At 66.1% G+C, this 20,853-nt stretch carries 20 protein-coding genes and 2 pseudogenes; 13 read left to right on the forward strand and 9 right to left on the reverse strand.

What is annotated here, in order from left to right; all coding sequences use genetic code 11:
- Positions 1-2 precede the first annotated feature (2 nt).
- Positions 3-1,043: a LacI family DNA-binding transcriptional regulator gene (locus L324_RS23950; RefSeq protein ID WP_037312839.1), complete on the reverse strand. Its 1,041-nt coding sequence runs from the start codon at positions 1,041-1,043 to the stop codon at positions 3-5.
- Between the two features lie 38 nt (positions 1,044-1,081).
- Here L324_RS23950 and pip point away from each other — a divergent pair.
- The 4 genes and pseudogenes from pip to lpdA form a co-directional block, all read left to right on the forward strand.
- Positions 1,082-2,020, forward strand: a pseudogene (gene pip, locus L324_RS23955) (prolyl aminopeptidase); the annotation flags it as partial.
- A gap of 66 nt (positions 2,021-2,086) precedes the next feature.
- Positions 2,087-2,494 (forward strand): nitroreductase family deazaflavin-dependent oxidoreductase, encoded by a 408-nt coding sequence (locus L324_RS44325; protein WP_438938464.1) that lies wholly within the window; start codon positions 2,087-2,089, stop codon positions 2,492-2,494.
- Between the two features lie 63 nt (positions 2,495-2,557).
- Positions 2,558-3,331, forward strand: coding sequence for a lysophospholipid acyltransferase family protein (locus tag L324_RS23960; protein ID WP_037312845.1), 774 nt, complete (start codon positions 2,558-2,560; stop codon positions 3,329-3,331).
- 51 nt (positions 3,332-3,382) lie between these two features.
- Entirely contained in the window at positions 3,383-4,768 is a 1,386-nt protein-coding gene (gene lpdA, locus L324_RS23965) for a dihydrolipoyl dehydrogenase (RefSeq protein ID WP_037312848.1), read from the forward strand.
- Between the two features lie 35 nt (positions 4,769-4,803).
- On the opposite strand, the gene L324_RS44030 is transcribed toward lpdA, so the two are convergent.
- Positions 4,804-5,214, reverse strand: coding sequence for an AMED_5909 family protein (locus L324_RS44030; protein WP_328286157.1), 411 nt, complete (start codon positions 5,212-5,214; stop codon positions 4,804-4,806).
- On the opposite strand from L324_RS44030, the pseudogene L324_RS23975 reads away from it, so the two are divergent.
- The 4 genes and pseudogenes from L324_RS23975 to L324_RS42490 all read left to right on the forward strand — a co-directional run bounded on the left by L324_RS23975 (position 5,144) and on the right by L324_RS42490 (position 8,575).
- A pseudogene (locus L324_RS23975) lies at positions 5,144-5,877 on the forward strand (XRE family transcriptional regulator). The gene L324_RS44030 and the pseudogene L324_RS23975 sit on opposite strands and share 71 nt — an antisense overlap.
- Before the next feature lie 10 nt (positions 5,878-5,887).
- Complete coding sequence (locus L324_RS23980; RefSeq protein ID WP_037312853.1) at positions 5,888-6,358, forward strand: NUDIX hydrolase; 471 nt, start codon at positions 5,888-5,890, stop codon at positions 6,356-6,358.
- A gap of 108 nt (positions 6,359-6,466) precedes the next feature.
- On the forward strand, positions 6,467-8,374 hold the full coding sequence (locus L324_RS42485; RefSeq protein WP_152546977.1) for a hypothetical protein: 1,908 nt from the start codon (positions 6,467-6,469) through the stop codon (positions 8,372-8,374).
- A gap of 18 nt (positions 8,375-8,392) precedes the next feature.
- Entirely contained in the window at positions 8,393-8,575 is a 183-nt protein-coding gene (locus L324_RS42490; protein WP_152546978.1) for a hypothetical protein, read from the forward strand.
- Positions 8,576-9,105: 530 nt separating this feature from the next.
- Here the strand turns inward: L324_RS42490 and L324_RS23985 are convergent.
- From L324_RS23985 to L324_RS24000, 4 genes are all read right to left on the reverse strand, one after another.
- Positions 9,106-9,477: a PH domain-containing protein gene (locus tag L324_RS23985; protein ID WP_037312929.1), complete on the reverse strand. Its 372-nt coding sequence runs from the start codon at positions 9,475-9,477 to the stop codon at positions 9,106-9,108.
- 52 nt (positions 9,478-9,529) lie between these two features.
- On the reverse strand, positions 9,530-9,826 hold the full coding sequence (locus L324_RS23990) for a hypothetical protein (RefSeq protein ID WP_037312856.1): 297 nt from the start codon (positions 9,824-9,826) through the stop codon (positions 9,530-9,532).
- A 76-nt stretch (positions 9,827-9,902) separates the two neighbouring features.
- Positions 9,903-10,988 (reverse strand): winged helix DNA-binding domain-containing protein, encoded by a 1,086-nt coding sequence (locus L324_RS23995; RefSeq protein WP_037312859.1) that lies wholly within the window; start codon positions 10,986-10,988, stop codon positions 9,903-9,905.
- Positions 10,988-12,124, reverse strand: a complete 1,137-nt coding sequence (locus tag L324_RS24000) for an epoxide hydrolase family protein (RefSeq protein ID WP_037312862.1) — start codon at positions 12,122-12,124, stop codon at positions 10,988-10,990. The genes L324_RS23995 and L324_RS24000 overlap by 1 nt, the downstream gene beginning before the upstream one ends.
- Positions 12,125-12,186: 62 nt before the next feature.
- On the opposite strand from L324_RS24000, the gene L324_RS24005 reads away from it, so the two are divergent.
- On the forward strand, positions 12,187-13,140 hold the full coding sequence (locus L324_RS24005) for a helix-turn-helix transcriptional regulator (RefSeq protein ID WP_037312932.1): 954 nt from the start codon (positions 12,187-12,189) through the stop codon (positions 13,138-13,140).
- On the opposite strand, the gene L324_RS24010 is transcribed toward L324_RS24005, so the two are convergent.
- Positions 13,118-13,579, reverse strand: coding sequence for a GNAT family N-acetyltransferase (locus L324_RS24010; protein ID WP_037312864.1), 462 nt, complete (start codon positions 13,577-13,579; stop codon positions 13,118-13,120). The genes L324_RS24005 and L324_RS24010 overlap by 23 nt on opposite strands.
- A gap of 100 nt (positions 13,580-13,679) precedes the next feature.
- Between L324_RS24010 and L324_RS24015 the strand changes: the two genes are divergently transcribed.
- The gene (locus tag L324_RS24015) at positions 13,680-14,591 is read left to right on the forward strand and encodes an NADP-dependent oxidoreductase (RefSeq protein ID WP_037312867.1); all 912 of its coding nucleotides are present in this window, start codon (positions 13,680-13,682) and stop codon (positions 14,589-14,591) included.
- Between the two features lie 49 nt (positions 14,592-14,640).
- Here L324_RS24015 and L324_RS24020 read toward each other — a convergent pair whose 3' ends face one another.
- Positions 14,641-14,865, reverse strand: a complete 225-nt coding sequence (locus L324_RS24020; RefSeq protein WP_037312870.1) for a hypothetical protein — start codon at positions 14,863-14,865, stop codon at positions 14,641-14,643.
- Positions 14,866-15,350: 485 nt separating this feature from the next.
- On the opposite strand from L324_RS24020, the gene L324_RS24025 reads away from it, so the two are divergent.
- The 3 genes from L324_RS24025 to L324_RS24035 all read left to right on the forward strand — a co-directional run bounded on the left by L324_RS24025 (position 15,351) and on the right by L324_RS24035 (position 19,800).
- Positions 15,351-16,610 (forward strand): HNH endonuclease signature motif containing protein, encoded by a 1,260-nt coding sequence (locus tag L324_RS24025; protein ID WP_037312873.1) that lies wholly within the window; start codon positions 15,351-15,353, stop codon positions 16,608-16,610.
- 477 nt (positions 16,611-17,087) lie between these two features.
- Entirely contained in the window at positions 17,088-18,983 is a 1,896-nt protein-coding gene (locus L324_RS24030) for a S8 family serine peptidase (RefSeq protein ID WP_037312876.1), read from the forward strand.
- A 76-nt stretch (positions 18,984-19,059) separates the two neighbouring features.
- A complete protein-coding gene (locus tag L324_RS24035; RefSeq protein WP_037312879.1) occupies positions 19,060-19,800 on the forward strand; it encodes an SDR family oxidoreductase in 741 nt (246 codons plus the stop codon).
- A gap of 4 nt (positions 19,801-19,804) precedes the next feature.
- Here L324_RS24035 and L324_RS24040 read toward each other — a convergent pair whose 3' ends face one another.
- The gene (locus L324_RS24040; protein WP_037312882.1) at positions 19,805-20,839 is read right to left on the reverse strand and encodes an SDR family oxidoreductase; all 1,035 of its coding nucleotides are present in this window, start codon (positions 20,837-20,839) and stop codon (positions 19,805-19,807) included.
- Positions 20,840-20,853 lie beyond the last annotated feature (14 nt).

A 20,853-nucleotide genomic window follows, 5' to 3' on the forward strand; every position in this document is an offset into this window, starting at 1 on the left:
TTTCAGCGAGCGGGGGAGGCGGTGCTGCCACGCAGGACGACCTCGCCGGACATCCGCACCACCCGCGGCCGGGTGCCGGGGGAGGCCTTGAGTGCCAGGTCCATGGCCCGTGCGCCGAGTTTTTCCAGTGGCAGCGCGACGGTGGTCAACGACGGCGTGAGATCGCGCACTACCGGGATGTCGTCGAAACCGGCGATCGACATCTCGCCGGGTACGGAGACCCCGGCGTCGCGCAGGGCGGCCATCGCGCCGATCGCCATCACGTCGGTCACCGCGAACACGCATGTCGGCCACTGCTTGCGCGGGCGGGCGAGGACCTTCTCCATCGCTTCGTAGCCGCCGTCTCGGGTGAACGCCGCCTCGGCGACGTCGTCCTCACGCAGTTCGACGCCGTGCTCCAGCAGTTCCGCGGCGAAACCGTCGAGACGGTCGACGACGGTGGTCAGGCTCCTTGGCCCGGCGAGGACGGCGAACCGCCGATGCCCCTGGTCCAGCAGCACCTTCGCCAGCGCGGCGCCACCGCCCCGGTTGTCGGGCTGGACGGTGTCCACCTTGAGCCCCCGGTGCCTGCTGACCGCGGCGACGTGCCCGCCGCCGCGCCGGTACGGCTCGAGTTCGGCGGCCATCGCCTTCTCCCACGCCTTGTCCTCGAAGGCGGAGCCGATCAGCAGGATGGCCGAGGCGCGCTGGGCGCGCAGCGTGGAGACGTAGGCGACTTCCTTGGCCGGATCGCGGAACGTGCTCGCGAGCATCACCAGAAGGTCGTTCTCGCTCGCCACGCGCATGATCCCGCCCGCGATGGCGGCGAAATACGGGTCGCCGACGTCGTGACAGATCACCCCGACGGTCGGCTGTGAGCCACCGGCCAACGCCTGAGCGTGAGCATTGGGGGTGTAGGAAAGGTCGGCCGCCGCGGCGATCACCCGTTCGCGGAGATCCCCCCGGACGGTGGCGGTGCCGTTGAGTACGCGGGACGCTGTCGCGAGCGACACGTCCGCGGTGCGCGCCACATCTTCCAGCGTCACGTGGGGGCGGGCCTTCATCGATCCTCCAAGCTGGCGTTTGGGGCATAGTGGCGGACATGCGCGGCCTTTACCCGGAAATCGAACCTTACGTCCAAGGGATGTTGCCTGTCGGTGACGGCAATGAGATCTATTGGGAGGAATGCGGCGATCCCGAGGGTAAACCGGTGATCTTTCTCCACGGTGGCCCGGGAGGTGGTATCAACCCGAGGCACCGCAGGCTGTTCGATCCGGAGCGCTACCGGATCGTCCTTTTCGATCAGCGCGGCTGCGGGCGCAGCACCCCGAACTGCGCCACCCCGGAGGCGGATCTTTCGGTCAACACGACCTGGCACCTCGTCGACGACATCGAGCGGCTGCGCGCACATCTCGACATCGAACACTGGATGGTCTTCGGCGGCTCGTGGGGGAGTGTGCTCGGGCTGACCTACGCGGAAACGCATCCGGACCGGGTCACCGAACTCGTCCTGCGCGGAGTGGCCACCTTACGGGTGAAAGAACTGCAATGGCTTTTCGGCGGCGGAGCGGCCTTCCTCTTCCCCGAGGCGTGGTCCCGCTTCCTGGACCCGGTGCCGTATTCGCGCCGCCAGGAGAACCTGATCGAGGTCTACCACGAACTCCTGCACCATCCGGATCCCGCGGTGCACGGACCTGCCGCGGTCGCGTGGAGCCGGTGGGAGGGCGAAACGGTCAAACTGCGCCCGCGCGAGGAGGTGATCGACGCGTTCTCCGAGCCGGAGTTCGCGCTCGCCATCGCCAGGATCGAGAACCACTACTTCCGGCACGGCGGCTGGCTGGCCGAAGATCAGCTGTTCCGGGACGCCGGGAAGCTCCGGGGCATCCCGTGCGTTCTCGTCCAAGGACGCTACGACGTGGTCACCCCGGCCATCACCGCCTGGGAGCTCAGCCAGGTGCTCCCCGGTGCGGAACTGGTGATGGTCGGCGACTCGGGTCACGCGTTCGACGAACCCGGCACCCTGCACGAGTTGATCAGCGCGACCGACCGGTTCGCGTCAAACTGGCAGGGCGCCGCGGCACCACAGGACGAGGAGAGGAACACACGCATGCTTTTCGGTGACGAGCACGTCCGTCGCTACGAGGAGACCGATGGCGAGGTGGGACACGACTGGGAGAAGGGCGCGCCCTGCCTCATCCTCACCACCAAGGGCCGTAAGACCGGCGAGGACCGCAAGTTCGCGCTGATCTACCAGTTCGACGACGGCGACAACCCGGTCATCGTCGCCTCGAAGGGCGGCGCGCCGGAGCACCCCGGCTGGTACAAGAACCTCGTGGCGAACCCCGAGGTGAAGGTCCAGGTCAAGGCGGACAAGTTCACCGCGCGGGCCCGGACCATCGAGGGCGAGGAGCGCGCGAAGCTGTGGGAGAAGCTGGCCGCGGTCTGGCCGGACTACAACGAGTACGCGAAGAAGACCGACCGTGAGATCCCCGTGGTGGTCCTCGAGCGCGTGTGATCCGCACCGCGTTCGCGCGTGGTTTCAGGCGATCCGGGGCGAGTTCGGCTACGAATTACCTCCATGGCGCCGATACCCCGCGAACGCTGGACCACACTGAGGCCCGTTTCGGGTGACTTGCTGACTTTTCGCCAGATGATCGCCTTCGGCCGGCGCTTCGCCCGCGCCGGCCGGGGCGCCTGGTTCAGCCTCGCGATCAACGTCGTCTGGCCGTTCCTGGTGCTGTTCACCCGGTTCCGGGTGCGCGGCGGGGAGCATCTGCCGTCGTCCGGCGGGGTGCTGGTGGCGTCGAACCACCTCTCCTTCGCCGATCCGACCACGGTGACGGCGTACTGCCTCGCACACGGCCGCGTGCCGCGTTACCTGGCGAAGGCGAGCCTGTGGGACGCGCCCGTCGTCGGCTCGGTGATGCGCTCGGGCAGGCATATCCCGGTCTATCGCGGGGCGCCCACGGCGTCGGGCGCGTACCGCGACGCCGTCAGCGCCGTGCGTGAGGGGGAATGTGTCGTCATCTTCCCCGAAGCGACCTTCACCGATCACCCGGACGGGTGGCCCATGCGCGGCAAGACCGGAATCGCGCGGATCGCGCTGGAGACCGGCGTCCCGGTGATCCCGCTGGCGAACTGGGGCACGCACCACCTGCTGCCGTCAGACGCCGTACTGCCACGCGCCTTCCCACGCAAGACGGTGAACCTGATCGCGGGTCCGCCGGTCGATCTTTCGGACCTCATGACGCCTTCGCCATCCCGCGAAGTGCTGGAAGAGGCGACCAAGCGGATCATGACCGCGGTGACCGATCTGCTGGTCGAGATCCGGGGCTCCCGGCCGCCCGCCTGAGTAGGCAGTCTCACCCTTCGGGCCGAGGCGGCGAAGGGTAGGTTTCGAAGTATGAGCGCACACTATGACGTCGTTGTTCTGGGCGCCGGGGTCGGCGGTTACGTGGCGGCGATCCGGGCGTCGCAACTGGGGCTGAGCGCGGCGGTCGTGGAGGAGAAATACTGGGGCGGGGTCTGCCTCAACGTCGGCTGTATCCCCTCGAAGGCACTGCTGCGCAACGCCGAACTCGCGCACATCGTGACCAAAGAGGCGAAGTCGTTCGGGATCCAGGTCGAAGGCAAGGTCACCTTCGACTACCAGGCCGCCTTCGACCGCAGCCGCAAGGTCGCGGACGGTCGCGTCAAGGGCGTGCACTTCCTGATGAAGAAGAACAAGATCACCGAATACGACGGGCACGGCACCTTCCTGGACGCCAACACCATCGAGGTCAACGGAGAACGGGTCACCTTCGACCACTGCGTGATCGCCACCGGCGCCACCGCGCGCCTGCTCCCGGGCACCACCCGCAGCGACCGCGTGGTCACCTACGAGCAGCAGATCATGGAAAACGAGCTGCCGGAGAGCATCGTCATCGCCGGCGCGGGCGCGATCGGCGTCGAGTTCGCCTACGTGCTGCACAACTACGGCGTGAAGGTGACCATCGTCGAATACCTCGACCGGATGGTCCCGCTCGAAGACGCCGAGGTCTCCGCCGAACTCGCGCGCCGCTACCGGAAACTCGGCATCGAGGTGCTGACCTCCACCAAGGTCGAGTCCATCGACGACACCGGCGACAGCGTGCTGGTGACCGTGTCGAAGAACGGCGAATCCCGGGTCCTCGAAGCGGACAAGGTGCTGCAGGCCATCGGTTTCCAGCCGCGCGTCGAAGGCTACGGCCTGGACAAGACCGGCGTCGAACTGACCGAGCGCGGCGCCATCGCCATCGACTCCCGCGGCCGCACCAACGTCCCGCATATCTTCGCCATCGGCGACGTCACCGCGAAACTGATGCTCGCGCACGCGTCCGAGTCCATGGGCGTCGTCGCCGCCGAGACCATCGCGGGCGCCGAGACGATGGAACTCGACTTCGTGATGATCCCGCGCGCCACCTACTGCCAGCCGCAGATCGCCAGCTTCGGCTGGACCGAGGAACAGGCCCGCGAGAAGGGCTTCGACGTCCAGGTCGCGAAGTTCCCCTTCACCGCCAACGGCAAGGCGCACGGCCTCGGCGAGGCCGTCGGTTTCGTTAAGATCCTGAGCGACGGCGAACACGGGGAACTCCTGGGCGCGCACCTGATCGGCCCCGAGGTCACCGAACTCCTGCCGGAGCTGACCCTGGCGCAGCAGTGGGACCTGACGGTGCACGAGATCGCGCGGAACGTCCACGCCCACCCGACCCTGGGCGAGGCCGTCAAGGAAGCCATCCACGGCCTGGCGGGCCACATGATCAACATGTAACCCCTCGTGAGTGGTAATGACGGTTAGAACCGTCATTACCACTCACGAGACTGGACCGGATCGGCCTTGCGCTCCTCGTAACTCACCCAGTATCTGAGCTCAGGGTGGTGTCCCCGGTCCACATCGGACACCTCTTGATACATGCGGGCGTTGGCTTGGTGAAACCTCAGCCAATCCGACATCTCCACCTCCGCCCGAGGACGCCGGGTCGCCACGACGGCATGCGCGTCACGAAGGGTCTCTGGCCTCTGTTCGCCGGTCACCTCCCTGTTCTCGCCACTTCCCCAGAACGCGGGATGTGAACGCCGTACGGCAGGGCATCTCTGGACGTCCTTAGTACGGTCGAAGACGTCCCTAAAAGTCCCTGGAGGGCGGATGTCGAACGAACGCCTGCGGGACGCCCTGCTGCGCAACGGCCTCACGCCGAAGCAGGTCGCCGACGCCACCGGGGTCGATCAGAAGACCGTGGAACGGTGGATCACCAAGGGGCGGACGCCGTACCCGAAGCATCGGCACAAGATCGCCGCGATGGCGCGCGAGTCCGAGGCCTACCTGTGGCTGGACTCGGTGGCCCCGGAGCGCAAGACTGAGACGGCCGCCGCCGAGGTCGTGCGCGTGTTTCCGCACCGCAACGCCATCCCCGTCGAACTGTGGAACCGGCTGATCAAGGAAGCCTCGGAGACCGTCGAAGTCCTGGTCCATGCCGCGCTGTTCCTGGTGGAGCGCCCGCGGTTCATCAAGGATCTGACGGCAAAGGCCCAGGCCGGGGCCAAGATTCGGCTGATTCTCGGAGATCCCGAGGGGGAGAGCGTCGCTCTACGCGGCGACGAGGAGCAGCTAGGCGACGGGACGCTTGCGGCGCGCATCCGCAACGCGCTGGCGTTCTACCGGGCGCTGATCGGGGTGGAAATGCGCTTCCATAACACCACGCTCTACAACTCGATCTTCCGCTTCGACGACGAGATGATCATCAACACGCACGTCTACGGCTTCCAGGGAGCCCACGCCCCGTCCCTGCACCCCCGCCGGCTATCCGCTGGGGACCTCTTCGAGACGTATTCGAGAGCTTCGAAGCCGTCTGGAACCTCGCCAAGCCCGCCACCTTCTAGGAGGCCACCCATGGCACGCGTCGACTACTACAACGACCCGAACGCTCCCAAGGCGAACAGCATCGCGGTCGCGGTGTCCGCGTTCATCCAGGATGACGAAGGCCGGATTCTCATGATCCGGCGGACCGACAACGACCTCTATGCGATCCCTGGTGGACAGCTTGAACTTGGCGAGACGTTGGCTCAGGCGGCCGTTCGGGAGGTGCGCGAGGAGACCGGCGTTGAGTGCGAGGTGACCGGGGTGATCGGCCTGTACTCGAACCCGAACCACGTCATCGCGTACGACGATGGTGAGGTGCGGCAGGAGTTCTCAATCTGCTTCCGTGCCAACACACTGGGCGGGCACGTTCGAGGCAGCTCAGAGTCGTCCGAAGTTGTTTGGGTGAAACCAGAGCGGCTGGAAGGTATAGCTATTCATCAGTCGATCAGGCTGCGCGTAGGGCATGCTCTTGAGGGTTCTTCGCAGGTCTACTTCAGTTGAGTTACATGCATCTTGAACATGTAACACGCGCTCGCTGCTAACCGACATGGGGATATGGCACAGAATCCCGGCCAAGCTAGGCTGCCTCACATCGTAAGCGGTCCTGCGGTGTATCTAAGCGAGGGCGACAAGGCGAGGGCTGTTGATCTTCGCCGCCTTGTAACAGGTCGGGTGCCAAGCGGAATACCCGAGAACTTTATATTCACGCCGCAGGAGAATGAAACCTACTTTGCAGGCACTGCCATTAAGGCGCTGAATGCTAAATGGAAGGTAATCGAGAGTGGGCTGATTGTTCCGGATCATCTGGCGCAACCAGCTGCGCCGATTGATCAGATTAGCGTGTATCTAACTTCGGATGAAATATTCGGGTTCCCCGTTCCGCAATCTCTCCTAATTGAAAACTTAAGAAATATCACGGCGGAGGCGGTGCTGCGCACTTCATCCGCTATTTTGGCTGACTATAGGCATCCGGGTGCCGTGCGGGCGGAAATCGATAAAAAATACGCGGCAATGTGGTTTACATCGCCAACAAAAGAGCGTGTCCTGAATCTGCTGCGAGAGCCAAGTCGTAGCTTGGTCGTTCCTCAGGTTTTGTATACTCTCGTTTGTCATTCAATGCGACTTAGTGGCGATTCGCTACTGCCGGGAGTGGTTGCCGGAAACTTTGTAGTCGCCCTGATGGCAGCTCAGCAAGAATTTGGAGATAGGCCCGAATCTGGCGATGAGCACGTGGTTACGATGAAGCCAGGGTTGCTGGGGAGGGAGATGATCTCAAACCAGATATTTAACTCTGTAATCGATGAAGCTCATCTAATGGCAAGATTTGCCAGAATTTGGCTCCAGCTATCGATTGAGCTCGAAGGTGAACCGGAGATAGAAGACCTGGAGAAGGGCTATTCGGAAATTGTCGGAGTGCCGCTGAGGGATGTACTCGCCGTGGGACTGATTCTATTTAGTGTCGCGGTTAACGGTCAGTCGATGATAGGGCCCGAGTACTTTTCCAAGCTGACGTGGGACAAGGACCGGCAGGAGCGTGCTCTGTCTGTGTTCTCTGTAGAGCTTTATGAGTTTCGCGCGGCGGTTCTGGCTGAGCGGAAAGCGGAACAGGTCGATTGGAGGTTTGATACGTTTGGCCGGTTTCCGGTGGTTAGAATGTGGCATGGTGGCAGCATAGTCCTAGATATCGCGCTACTTTTGCCGAGAATATTTGGCTGGCTGCCGATCTTTGATATTGAATTTGCTGCCAAGGCAAGCGGAAGTCGAGAGAAGTGTAAGAGGGCGGAACGGCTCAAGCAAAGTCTGCGCCGATTGTCAGAAAAATACTGTGCTGAGGTAATAGACAGCATTGTGGGCGCTGGTTCCGGCCAAAGGCGCGTATATCACGATGAGCAGCTTAAAGCTGCGTATGGAAATCGCGACGGGGTCAGAATTGCGGATGCGGCAATTGACTATGGCGACTCCTGGATTGTTATAGAGGCTACTACCACTCAACTTAAACGCGATTCAGTTTTCGGCATCTCGGATGATTCTGTGGTGGAAGACCTTGTTAAGCTGGCCGGTGAAGCTGAACAAGTAGATTCATCGATTAATTCGATTCGGGACAATGAGACTGCTCTGACAGGCTATCCATCCGGGGCTAAGAAGAAATTCTTTCCTGTCTTAGTTTTGACGGAAGGGTTTCCTGTAAATCCAATTTCATTGACTCTGCTTCGTGAGCATGTCGAGGATGCTGGCTTGCTTCAAGGAGATGACGTTGCGCCCTTGGAGGTGGTCGATATTGTCGAGCTTGAAATCGTCGAGAGTCTACAGCGAGAGGGTGGCCCTAGTCTTATTAAGCTTCTTGAACTAAAGCAAAGCGCAGAATTATGGCGATGCAGTCTTCGTGACTTCATTTTAGTTGAACTGAAGCTGTTTCCGCGTCGACCTGATCGTATTGATAAACTATGGCACGGTCTTACCGACGAGTTAGCCCGGCGTATGTTCGGTGACGAAGTGGTTGATCAACGAGGCTTCTAGATTGCCGAACTTGGCTCTATGGGATCAAGGCGCGCCGCCGTCGGCGGCGCGCTGGTCACCTTGCGTCCGCGTCTCGCCTGCGGGCGCACCTTGCCCGACACGGCGGGCTGCCGCTCCGCTCCGCCCACCGGGCGGGCGGCGCGCCCGCTGAAGCCGTGGACAGGTGCAGCCGCCGCCAGCGACGCGCAGGTACGCCAATGAGCACGTCGGCCTCCTCGCTCAGACGATCGTGCCCAAAGGTCGCGAACGGACCAACGGCTGTTACGCGGAGCCACCGCCCCGATGCCAGATCGTCACAACGGCCGTCACGCCGCGTCAAGGCGGGAAAGCGTGCCTTGACCCGACGCGACGGCCGCGTGGATGGCTTCGTATCGGGGAGGTGGGGGAGGAGTGGGCGAGTGCCAGGCCGTCAGACGTCGGGTAGGCGTGAGAACACGCGAGAAGTGTCCAGTCCTATCCGCGCAGGTCAGCGGCCATAAGTAGCAATCACGCCGAGGTCGGCGAAACCCCAGCATCAAAAGATCAACATGTAACCCCTCGTGAGTGGGGAAGATTCCGGACGTCCAGCGTCCGGAATCTTCCCCACTTGGCGGAGTCCTGGGTGGGGCGGCCCGTGACGATGTAGGAATTAGGACACTCAACGTCCCGATTCCTACATCGTCAGTCCCGGAGGGTGCGCAAGCCGCAAGTAGTCGACTGAACGCGTGAGCGCGGAGCTCGGGAGAGGGCCGCTAGAGCGTGTGGGTGGCGATCAGCTGGCCGATCGCCCGGATGTCCGAACCCCGGAACTCCAGGCGCACGTTCCCCAGTCCGCTGAACCACAGGTCCAGCTCGGCGTCCAGGTCGAAGGTGCCCGCGGTTTCGATCGAGAACGCCTGGATCTTGTTGTACGGCAGTGAGGTGAAGTCCTTCTTCTTGCCTGTCATGCCCTGGACGTTCACCGCGATGAGCCGCTTGTTCGTGAACACGACGAAGTCTCTCACCGCCTTGAACGACGAGATGATCTGTTCCCCCTGGATGATGATCGGCTGCACGGTCGGCGCGATGTCACCCGGTTTGCAGGGCGTGAGCTTGAAGACGGTGTCCTTGGAGAAGTCAATCATGGTCTCCACAGTACGGACTTCGGCGCGACGGCGACGAGTCCATAAAGGACGATCAGTTGACGCCTTCCATGGCCGCCTTCGCCACGTCGCTGCCCTTGTCCGCCTCGCTGGCGACCTTCACCAGCGCGGCCGTCGCCTGGTCCCGGCTTTCTTCAGCCTTAACGCGTCCCGCCGAGGCCGCGTTAACCCCGAAGAAGGCGCCCACCACCGTGCCGATCACCGTTCCCGCGGCGGTGATCACCGCCGTGACGTCGGACGTGTTCGGGTACCGCATGACCGCCGCCACCGCGATGACCGCGAGCGCACTCAGCCCCGCCAGCACCGTCATGAATCCGTAGTTCCTGCCCATGGCCCGCTCCCTTCAGGCTCCTTGCGGCAATGCTTCGCCCATACGGCGCCCTTCGTTACGGCAAAAGGCGGGACTGTTATCCGCCGATACCGAAACGCACTTCGTGGCGCCGGCCGGGCACTACGAATTCCAGTAGCCGGAGGCCCTCTTCGGTGATCGAATCGCGATCCGGCAGGGGTTTCCGCGATTCGATCGTCAAGGTTGCCCCGGTGATCGCCCAAATGGCCAGGAATTCACCATCGACGAGCAGGGTGCCCTTGCGGCCTCCGTTGCCCGGCGGCAGTGGCACGCGGCGGCCGTCCGGGATCACCCGGGCGCGGTCGGCGTGGGAGAGCAGGACGTTGTCGTACTCGGGCAGGAAACGGGGCGGCGCGGGGGTTTCCGCGTCGGGTCGTGGGGCGTCGGGGAGATCGAACAGTTCCTTTCCTTCGGTGTCGGTGAAGGTCCGCAGCCGCGGCCGGAGGCGTTCGAAGACCTCCTTGAGTTTGGTCAGTCCGGACCAGACCTGCGCGTCGCGGACGGTCGCCGGGCCGAACGCGGTGAGGTAGCGCAGCACCAGATCGTCGAGGGAGATGCCGTCCGTGATCGGTTTGCCGACCCATTCCTCGAGCAGGGAGAACGCGACCGGTCCTGACCGGCCCCACAGCCCCCGCGGCGTCACGTGCGCCAGCGGGAGGTGGCTGTTGACCGTGTAGGCGAGGGTGGCCGGATCGGCGTCGGGCCACCGCTCGGCCAGTGCGCTCCGGATCTCGGCGCGGGTGCGCGGCCGCTCGGCCAGCAGGGCCCGTCCCGCTTCGGTGATCGCGGCGAGGTCGAGCCCGGCGATCTCCCGCGAGTAGTGGCCGAGGAAACCGCGTTCCACCACCGGTTTGACGGTCGGCCACAGCGCGAGGCAGTCGTCGGCGGTCACCAGGTGCACCGTGCCCCGCATCAGCGTCGACCGGACGACCTCGCGCGCGGCCAGCGGTTTCGCCAGTTCGTCCACCTGGAAGTTCCGCAGCCGGGACCAAAGACCGACGTAGGACGCGTCGGGTGCCTGCGCCTGGAGACCGGCCAGCTGCTCGATCGCGTCGATGGCGGGCAGATCGGAGCGTTCCAGCAGGAGTTGCCGGGCCAGGGTCGCGCGGTTGAGTGCGCGCGGGCTCAGGATTTCCGTCGCCATCAGCGGTGCCCGCGAAGGAAGGTGCGGAGGTCTTCGGCGAGCAGCTCGGGGACCTCCATCGCCGGGAAATGGCCACCGGTGTCGTACTCGGACCAGTGCTCCACCGGGCCGTCCTGGAGGCTTCGGATCGTGGTGTCCCCGGCGAAGACGGCGATTCCGCGTGGCGGTCCGGCGGGCATTTCGGCGCCGCCGTCCCAACTTCCCTGGGACAGCTGCCGGTAAGCCTCCATGCCTTCGTAGGTGGCGTGCGCCGAGGACGCGCCCGCGCCGGTGAACCAGAACAGGCTGACGGCGGCCAGCAGGTGATCACGATCGACGGCCTCGTCCGGCAGTTCCTTGGCCGGGTCGGTCCATTCGGCGAACTTCTCGACGATCCACGCGAGCTGACCGGTGGGGGAGTCGTTCAGCGAGTACGCCAGTGTCTGCGGCCGGGTCGCCTGAAGGTGCAGGTAGCCGAGGCCGTCGGACTGGAATCGGTTGAAACGCTCGCCGCGTTCGCGGTCCTTCTTGGAGAGGCCGTCCAGTTCGACGGCGGGCCCGAACGGCATACCCGCGCTGGTGCCGGTCAGGTGCACGCCCACCGTGCGGTGCGCGGCGATCATCGACAGGATGCCCGCGACCCCGGCGCCGGCGTCCGTGCCGTGGACGCCGAAGCGTTCGTAGCCGAGGCGGTCCATCAGCGTCGTCCACGCCTGGGCGACGCGGAACAGGTTGCCCCAGCCGGGGCCCCGCACCGGGTTCGAGAAGCCGTAACCGGGCAGGGACGGGATGACGAGGTGGAACTCGTCGGTCAGCAGCCCGATGATCTTCCGGAATTCGAACGGCGAACTCGGCCAGCCGTGCGTGAGGATCACCGGCAGCGCGTCCGGCCGAGCGGAGCGGATGTGCAGGAAGTGGATGGTCTGGCCGTCGATCTCGGTGGTGAACTGCGGGATCTCGTTGAGCTCCGCCTCCTGCGCCCGCCAGTCGAAGCCGCCGGCCCAGTACTCGGCGAGTCCTTTGAGGTAGGAGACCGGAACGCCCCGGCTCCAGTCGTCGGTGACCTCGCGCGGCCAGCGGGTGCGGGCCAGCCGCTGGGTGAGGTCGTCCAGGTCGGCCTGGGGGATGGCGATGCGGAAGGGCTTGATTGCGGTCATGGGGCTAAGTTAGGCACAATTGCGGAAAGGTTCGTTCCGCGATTGCGGACAAGGTGGGATTCATGGCGGAAACTTCGGCGAGACTGCTGCGACTCCTGTCCCTGCTGCAGGCGAGACGGGTCTGGACGGGGCCGGAACTGGCGGCTCGGCTCGACGTCACGACCAGGACCATCCGGAACGACGTCGAGCGGCTGCGCGGACTGGGTTACCCGGTCGACGCCACCCCCGGTGTCTCAGGTGGCTACGCCCTGGGTGCGGGCGCGGCGATGCCGCCCCTGCTGCTCGACGACGAGGAGGCCGTCGCGGTGGCGATGGGCCTGCGCACGGCCGCGGGCGGCACGATCGCGGGCATCGAGGAGACGTCGGTCCGCGCGCTGGCGAAACTGGAACAGGTACTGCCCTCGCGGCTGCGCCACCGTGTCGAGGCGCTGAATTCCGCGACGCTCGCGGTGCAGGGCGGCGGCTCGACGGTCGACGCGGAGGTGCTCACGGTCATCGCCAACGCCTGCCGCGACCGCGAGACCCTGCGGTTCGATTATTTGGGGCACAACGGATCCGAGACACGACGTCAGGTCGAACCGCACCGGGTCGTGCATATGAGCCGCCGGTGGTACCTCGTCGGCTGGGACGTCGACAGGCGGGACTGGCGCACCTTCCGCGCGGATCGGCTGCGGCCGCGTACGCCCAACGGGCGACGGTTCGAGCAGCGTGAACCACCTGAAGGCGGCGTGGTCGCGTACCTGCAGCGTGGCGTGGGCGCGGCGCTGTGGCGGCACCACGCGACGATCCGGCTGCACGCCCCGGCCGCCGAAGCCGCGGCCAAGGTTCCGCCCGCAGTCGTGGTCGAGGCCGTCGACGAGCGGACCTGCCTGCTCAAGGCCGGTGCGGACACGCTGGAGAATCTGGCGCTCTACCTCGGCCTGCTCGACACCGATTTCGACGTCGTCGATTCCCCGGAGTTCGCCGGGCACCTGCGCAAACTGATCGGCCGGTTCAGTCGTGCGGTGGGCGCTTGACGTCGAAGACCAGCTCCGGGCGCTCCCAGGTGATCTTCGGTGGTCGGGGCGGCACGATACCGACGCGGCGCGCGCCCATCCGTTCGTAGAAGCCGGCGGCGGGCGGATGGGAGACGACGCGGATCTCGGTCATGCCGAGTTCGGCCGCCTGGCCGAGCATATGCTCGATCAGCCACGCGCCGATGCCGGTGCCCTGGGCCGAATCGGCGACGAACAGCAGGTCCAGCTCGGCCGGGTACTCGATCAGGCTGTAGAAACCGACCACTTCCCGCTGGGCGTGGGCGACGAACGCGGGATGGGTGGCGAGATAGTCCTCGGTGACCCGGTAGCCGTCGAGAATCGACGCGTATTCCCCTTGATAGGCGGCCGATTCGTGCAACAACGTGGTCACTGTGCCTGCGTCGGAAGCGCTTGCCCTGGAGATGCGGTAGCTCGTCACGTGCGCAGCTTAGAACGTGGCACCGACAACTCTTGACCTCCAGTTAACTGGAGCTACCAGAGTGGGTTCCGACAGCTGGGGAACGGACTGGAGGAACAACATGAAAGCGGCCGCGTTCACGGAAGCCGGTGGCCCGGAAGTACTCCGGGTGCTGGAGTTGGCGGAGCCGCACGCCGCTGCCGGGGAGGTCCGGGTGCGGGTGAAGGCGGCGGGGGTGCAGCCGTACGACGCGGCCGTGCGGGCGGGCTGGGAACCCGCGGGGCTCGAGCTGAGCTGGCCGCGCGTCCCGGGGAACGAGTTCGCCGGGATCGTCGACGAGGTCGGCGCCGGGGTCACCGGACTCGCCGCCGGGACCGAGGTGCTCGGGTTCACCGCCGTCCAGGCTTATGCCGAGTACATCGTGGTCCCCGCGGAGAACGTCACGCCGAAGCCGCCGGAGATGCCCTGGGAGGTCGCGGGCGGCTTCACCGCGGGGACGCAGACGGCGTACCTGGCGCTCGACGGCCTGCGGATCGCCCGCGGCGAGACGCTGCTGATCCACGGTGCGGCCGGAGCGGTCGGAACCGCCGCTGTCCAGCTCGCGATCCTGCGCGGCGCGAAGGTCATCGGCACGGCGAGCGAGGCGAATCAGGACTACGTGCGTTCGCTCGGCGCCACGCCGGTCGTCTACGGCGACGGTCTCGCCGAGCGGGTGCGCGCCCTCGCGCCGTCCGGTGTCGACGCGGCGCTGGACGGCGCGGGCGGGGTCGCGTTCGACCTGTCGCTGGAACTGGTCGGCGACCCGGACCGGGTCCTCACCCTCGTCGAGCATGGACGCGCGGCCGAGGCCGGGGCGCGAGTGGTCACCGGGACGCGGTCGGCCGAGCGGCTGGGGATGCTCGCGGCGCTGTACGTCAAGGGGGAGTTGCGGTTCCTGGTGCGGCGGGTTTACCCGTTCGGCGAGGCCGCGGCGGCGCATCGGGAGATCGAGACCGGGCACGGGCGGGGGAAGGTGGTGCTGACCTTCCCGTGACGGGGGTGGCCGGGGCGCGACGGTGTGGGAGGACGTCGCCGCGCTCCGGTCAGGGGCAGGAGAGGCTGACGATCTTGACGGACACTTTGGTCTTCGAGGACGGAGTCGAAAGCACGGATCGGTGCAAGGTGACGTTCGTGCCGACGAAGGTGAGCGTGTCGGTCACGGTTCCGGACTCGTCGCCCGTGATGTCGTAGGTCAGCGAGCACATTCCGTGGCTCAGCATGGCGTCCGCGGTGCCTTTGTAGGTCAGGGTGGGCTCGACGACAGGCAAGGGTGAAATCGGCGGGAGACTGGGCGTCGTCTGTGCCACGTAGGCGGGTGGAGTTGTCCGTGTGGCGCTCTTGGAGGAGTCACCGGGCCATAATCCAGCCGTTGAGGCCTTGGCAGGGCGGCTTGAGATCCTTGCTCCGGCAAGGTGACGCGGTCGATTTCGACGCTCCAGCGGCTCCGGCGCTTCCGGCGCGTTCGTTGCCGAGCAGCACGAGGACCAGGGTCACGGAGAGCGCTGCGACGGCTATGAGGACGCAGAGGATCCATGGCCAGCGGCGGGCCTTGTTAGGAGCCGCTGCCGGTTCGGGTGCGCTGTGCATGATGCTCTCCCGCTTTTGTGGTGGGACTGGCGGAAGGGACTCGTTCGAGCTGAGCGTTGTGTTACGTCGCCTCTGGTCGAAAATCACTCTTCGGAATTAAGTGAGCCGTTTCCCGGTTACGTAAAATTACGAACACATGTTCGATTTGGCGGGGTATTATGGAGGGGTGTCCGAGACGATCCTTCCCGAGTTGCCGCAGGAGTTGTGGCGCGCCGGCAAGCTGGAGCTTGCTCATGGTGTGCAGCAGTTCCTGCAGGTGATCCGGGTCGCCACTGCCGGGCTGGGCCGGTATCTGGCGGAGATCGAGTCTCGGGGCGCGAAAGACTTGTATGGGTATGGCTCGACGATCAAATGGTTCGCCGATGTGGCCGGGCTGTCCTTCGGTGAGGCGCGTCCGGTGGTGAATCGCGCGATCGCGCTGAATCCCACACGCGGGTTGGATGGGACCGAGCTTCCTCCCTTGGCGCCCGCTACCGCGGCCGCGGCCGCGGAGGGCGCGGTCGGGGACGAACGAATCCAGCAGATCCTGGACTTCCTGACGAACCTGCCGCTCGATACGTCGGCAGAGGACCGGGAGCATGCGGAGAAGACCCTGGCCGAGCTGGCCCGGCACGCCGGGCCCCGGCAACTGGCGAAAGCCGAACAGAACATTCTCGGCTGGCTCGACCCCGACGGCGCCGAGCCGAAAGAGCCCGAACCCAAACAGCCCCGCCGGGAACTCACTCTGGAACGCCGCAAAGACGGCTTCTGGAAACTCAACGGCCTCCTCGACGACGAAGCCGGTGCCCGCACCGCCGCCGCCCTCGAGGCGTATGCGTCGCCACGCCCGGTCGACGAGTTCGGCCAGGCCGATCTGCGGACGAAGCCCGAACGCCTGGGTGATGCGTGGGTGGACCTGCTCGATCTCGCGATCGCCTGCCCGGACCAGCCCGGCACCTCCGGCTACCGCACCCTCGTCCACGTCACCATCGGCCTGGAGGAGCTGAAGTCGGGTCTCGGGACCGCGTGTGTGGATTTCGTCGGGACGATGACCGCCCGGGATGCCCGGATGGCGGCGTGTGACTGTCTGATGTTGCCGGTGGTGTTGAACGCGGCCGGTGAACCGCTGGATGTCGGGCGGATGCGACGGTTCGTCACGCCCGGCCAGCGCCGGGCGTTGAACATCCGTGACGGGGGCTGCGCCTTCCCGGGCTGTCATCGGCGGCCGAAGAACTGTCACGCCCATCACATTCATCACTGGGCAGACGGCGGACCTACTGACCTGCGGAATCTCACCCTGCTGTGCGGTTTCCATCACCGGTTGATCCATCACGGTGACTGGGAAGTCCGCATGGCCGCCGACGGCCTGCCCGAGTTCATTCCGCCCCAGTATCTGGACCCGCTCCGAAGAACCCGGCGCAACAGCCTCCACCGCGTCGCCGCCTGACCCCTGCACCACCCGAGGAGCCCGCCAGCCACACCGGCGACGGGCCCCTCGGCATGCCCACCGACAGACGACTCGCCCACCACGGCGACCGGGAAGCCCGCACAGCCGCCGACGGACTCCCGCTCCAGCACCCGGACCCTCCACCCCGCCGCCTAACCCCGAACCACCCGAAGAGCCCGCCAGCCACGCCAGCATCGTCCACCCTGGACCGCTCACCCATCAGTCCACTCGGTCCTATGCCACTTATTGCCCGTCTGGGCGTAATCCAAGATTTCGGTCTTTTCGGACCGAACGCGCTCTCACTCTGTGGACCCTTCGCCCTTCCAGACTTTGGTCGGTGGTCCGATCACCGTTCGCTCTTTAGATTCTCCCCATTACACCCAGTCAGGGGTAATTCATTCGGGAAGCCGAAGGGATTTCCGTGACGAGGTGTCACGTCGTCAGCGCGTGTCGGGCGCGCGAATAAGGGAGAGTTCGATGAGCAGATTCAGCCGGGTGGTCACATGCTCGGTTCCGGTCGCGGTCGGCGCTTTGCTGCTTTCGACCGCGGTTTCCGGCGCGCAGCCGTCGGAAGAGGCTCGTACGCAGGCCGGGATCACCGCGCTGCAGAGCATCAAGAAGAGTCTTACCCCGGCTGAGCGCAAGCAGTCGAGCCAGCTCGTCATCGAGAAGCGCCTCCGCGCCGACAAGGGCCTGGCGGGCAAGCTCTCCGAATACCGCACCGGGCTGGGCGTGAGTGACGCCGGAACCGTCGCGGTGGACATCAAGGGCGCCGGCCAGTCGCTGGTGGACGCCGTCAAGGCGGCGGGCGGCACCGTCCGGTACGCCTCGCCCACCGGCGCGATCCGCGCCGACCTCCCGTTGAACGCAGTGGACGCGATCGCCGGTCGTGGCGACGTCGCCGAGGTCAAGGCCGCCTCCCAGGCGATGACCTGGAACGAGTCCGCGCCGCAGGGCCGCGGCCAGGCCGCCGCCAAGCAGGCCGTCGCCGCGCTGCAGGTCGCCGAGGGCGACAAGGCGCACGGCGCCGACACCGCCCGGACCAAGTACGGCGTCACCGGCGCCGGCCAGAAGGTCTGCGTGCTCTCGGACGGCATCAAGTCGCTCAAGGCCTCGCAGACCGCCGGTGAACTCCCCGCCGTCGACGTCCTTCCCGGCCAGTCGGGCAGCGGTGACGAGGGCACCGCGATGCTCGAGATCATCCACGACATGGCGCCCGGCGCCGCGCTCGGTTTCGCGACCGCGTTCACCAGCGAGCAGAGCTTCGCCGACAACATCCGCGCCCTGCGGACCACCGGCAAGTGCACGATCATCGTCGACGACGTCTCCTACTTCGACGAGTCGCCGTTCCAGGACGGCCCGGTCGCGCAGGCCGTCAACGACGTGACGGCGGCGGGTGTCCTCTACTTCTCCTCCGCGGGGAACTCGGGCAACCTGACCGACGGCACCAGCGGCTACTACGAAGGCGACTTCCGCGGCTCCAGCAGCAAGATCTCCGGCATCACCGGGACGCCGCACGACTTCGACCCGACCACCACGACCCAGCTGTACAACGCGCTTTCGCCCGGCTCGCTCGGTCGTTACGTCACGCTGTTCTGGTCCGACCCGTGGGGCAAGGCCACCAGCGACTACGACCTGTTCATCCTGAACTCGTCCGGTTCGGTCGTCGCCTCCAGCGAAGGGTCGCAGAACGGCACCCAGAACCCGTACGAGATCGCCCAGGTCCCGGCCTCCGGCTCGGGCTACAAGGTCGCCGTCGTCAAGTACAGCGGCTCCGACCGGTTCATCGCGCTCAACGTGATCCGCGGCCGGTTCGTCGCCTCGGGTTCGCTGAAAGCCTTCAGCACCAACGGTGTCACCTCCGGTCACTCGGCGGCGGTCAACGCCTTCAGCGTCGCGGCGACCCCGGCCGCCGGTGCCTTCGGCCGTGCGCTCGAGGCCGGTGACCCGGCGAACCCGGCCGGTCCGTACCCGGGCCTGTTCACCAGCGCCAGCAAGTGGGAGCGGTTCACCTCGGACGGTCTCCGTCACCAGTTCTACAACCCGGACGGTTCGGTGATCACCCCCGGCAACGTGTCCTCGACCGGTGGTGCGACGCGGAACAAGCCGGACATCACCGCGGCGGACGGCGTGGCGACCTCGGTGAGCGGCTTCCAGCCGTTCTTCGGGACCTCCGCCGCGGCGCCGAGTGCCGCCGCCATCGCCGCACTGCTGCTGCAGGGCAAGCCGACCGCGACCCCGGCGCAGATCAGGAGCGCGCTCACGTCGACCGCGATCGACCTCGGCGCCCCGGGTTACGACCCGGTCACCGGGGCCGGCGTGATCATGGCGGGCCCGGCGCTGGCCGCGCTGGGCGTCGCCCCGAAGAGCTAGGATCAGCTGGAAGGACCGGCCCGGTGCGTGCGCGCACCGGGCCGGTCCTGTCCCGGCACGCTCGGCGAGGAGGATCATGGGCAACGGCAGGACCGCGGTCGTCACCGGCGCGGGTTCGGGGCTCGGCCGGGAGATCTCCCGCGCGTTACTCGGCGCCGGCTACCGGGTCGCGCTCGCCGGACGCCGTGCGGACGCGCTGGCCGAGACCGCGGACGGGCATCCGGACGCGCTTGGCGTACCCACTGATGTCGCCGATCCCGATTCCGTCGCCGCCCTGTTCGAGACGGTCCGCGCCGCGTGGGGGCGCTTGGACCTCCTAGTCAACAATGCGGGCGTTTCGGTGGGCGGCACGGTCGACGAACTGTCCTTCGCGGACTGGAAACGCGCCGTCGACACCAATCTGACCGGGATGTTCCTGTGCGCGCAGCAGGCCGTCCGGCTGATGAAGGCGCAGGAACCGCGCGGCGGCCGGATCGTGAATAACGGCTCGATCTCCGCGCACGCCCCGCGTCCCGCGAGTATCGCCTACACCGCCACGAAACACGCCGTCACCGGGCTGACGAAGTCGATCTCCCTCGACGGCCGCGCCTGGAATGTCGCTTGTGGACAGATCGACATCGGCAACGCCGCCACCGAGATGACGCTGCGGATGGCCGACGGTATCCCGCAGGCCGACGGCAGTGTCAAGGCCGAACCGACCTTCGACGCGCGGCACGTCGCGGACGCCGTGCTGTACATGGACGGGCTTCCCTTGGACGCGAATGTCCAGTTCCTGACCATCACGGCGACCACGATGCCGTACATCGGACGCGGCTAGCCGCTCACGGGATGACCTTCGCCTTCCGGAACTCGTCGAACAGCCGGAAGAACATCGCCGGAGTCTCGATGTATTCGTGGAAACCGGCGCGCCGCGCCTTCGAACCGTCCGCGAACATGTCGTAGTCCCAGCCGAACACGAAGTCGGCGAACTTCCACGACGACGAGACGGCGCTGTAGGGCACTTCCAGGCCGTACTTCGCCGCGATCGAAGTCCAGAGTTCTTCCTTGTCCGCCATGACCGCGTCCAGTGACATCGGCAGCGGTGGCGCCACTTCCAGCTCGAAGTAGCGCGCGATCCGCGGCCAGAGGTCGTTCCACCGGAACAGGTCGCCGTTCGCGATGTTGTACGCCTCGTTCTCCGAGTCCGCGGCCCAGACGGTGGCTTTCGCCAGCAGCCCGGCATCGGTCATCTCCAGGAGGCTGTCGTACGCGCCGGGTTTGCCGGGGAAGCGCAGCGGCAGGCCGAGTTCCTTCGAGATCGACGCGTAGACCGCGATGGCCAGCGCGAGGTTCATCGGGTTGCCGAGCGCGGTGCCGCCGACCACCGACGGCCGGATCGCCGACCACGTCCAGGCTTTCCCCTCTTGGCGTCGCTCCAAAAAGGACTGCTGGTCCACATTGAACTCGGGCGGCATGTGCCCGGCGTCGTCCTCGCGCGCCGGTGTCTTGAACGGGCCGAGGTGGGCGCCGTAGACCTTGTAGCCCTGCATGAGGCCGATGTGGCGGAGCCCGGGCGCGGCGGGCTCGATCGCGTCGACGAGGTTGGTCAGCATCGCCAGGTTCGGCGCGACCAGTTCGGCCCAGGTCGGTTTGTCGACATAAGCCGCGTAGAACACGTGGGTGACGTCGTCCAGGCCGCTCAGCTTCGCGCGGGTGTCGTCGGCGTCGAGCAGGTCGACGGCGATCTGGCCGGGGCCGCCGCGCCGCGAGAGGCCGATGACGCGCCAGCCCGACTGCGTCTCCAGGTGTTCGATCAGGTTCTTGCCGATGACCCCGTTGGCCCCGGCGACCAGGGCGACCTTGCGTTCTTCGTTCATGTCATCGAGCCTGG

This window comes from Amycolatopsis orientalis DSM 40040 = KCTC 9412, from assembly GCF_000478275.1.
In the GTDB taxonomy this organism is placed as follows: Bacteria; Actinomycetota; Actinomycetes; order Mycobacteriales; family Pseudonocardiaceae; genus Amycolatopsis; species Amycolatopsis orientalis.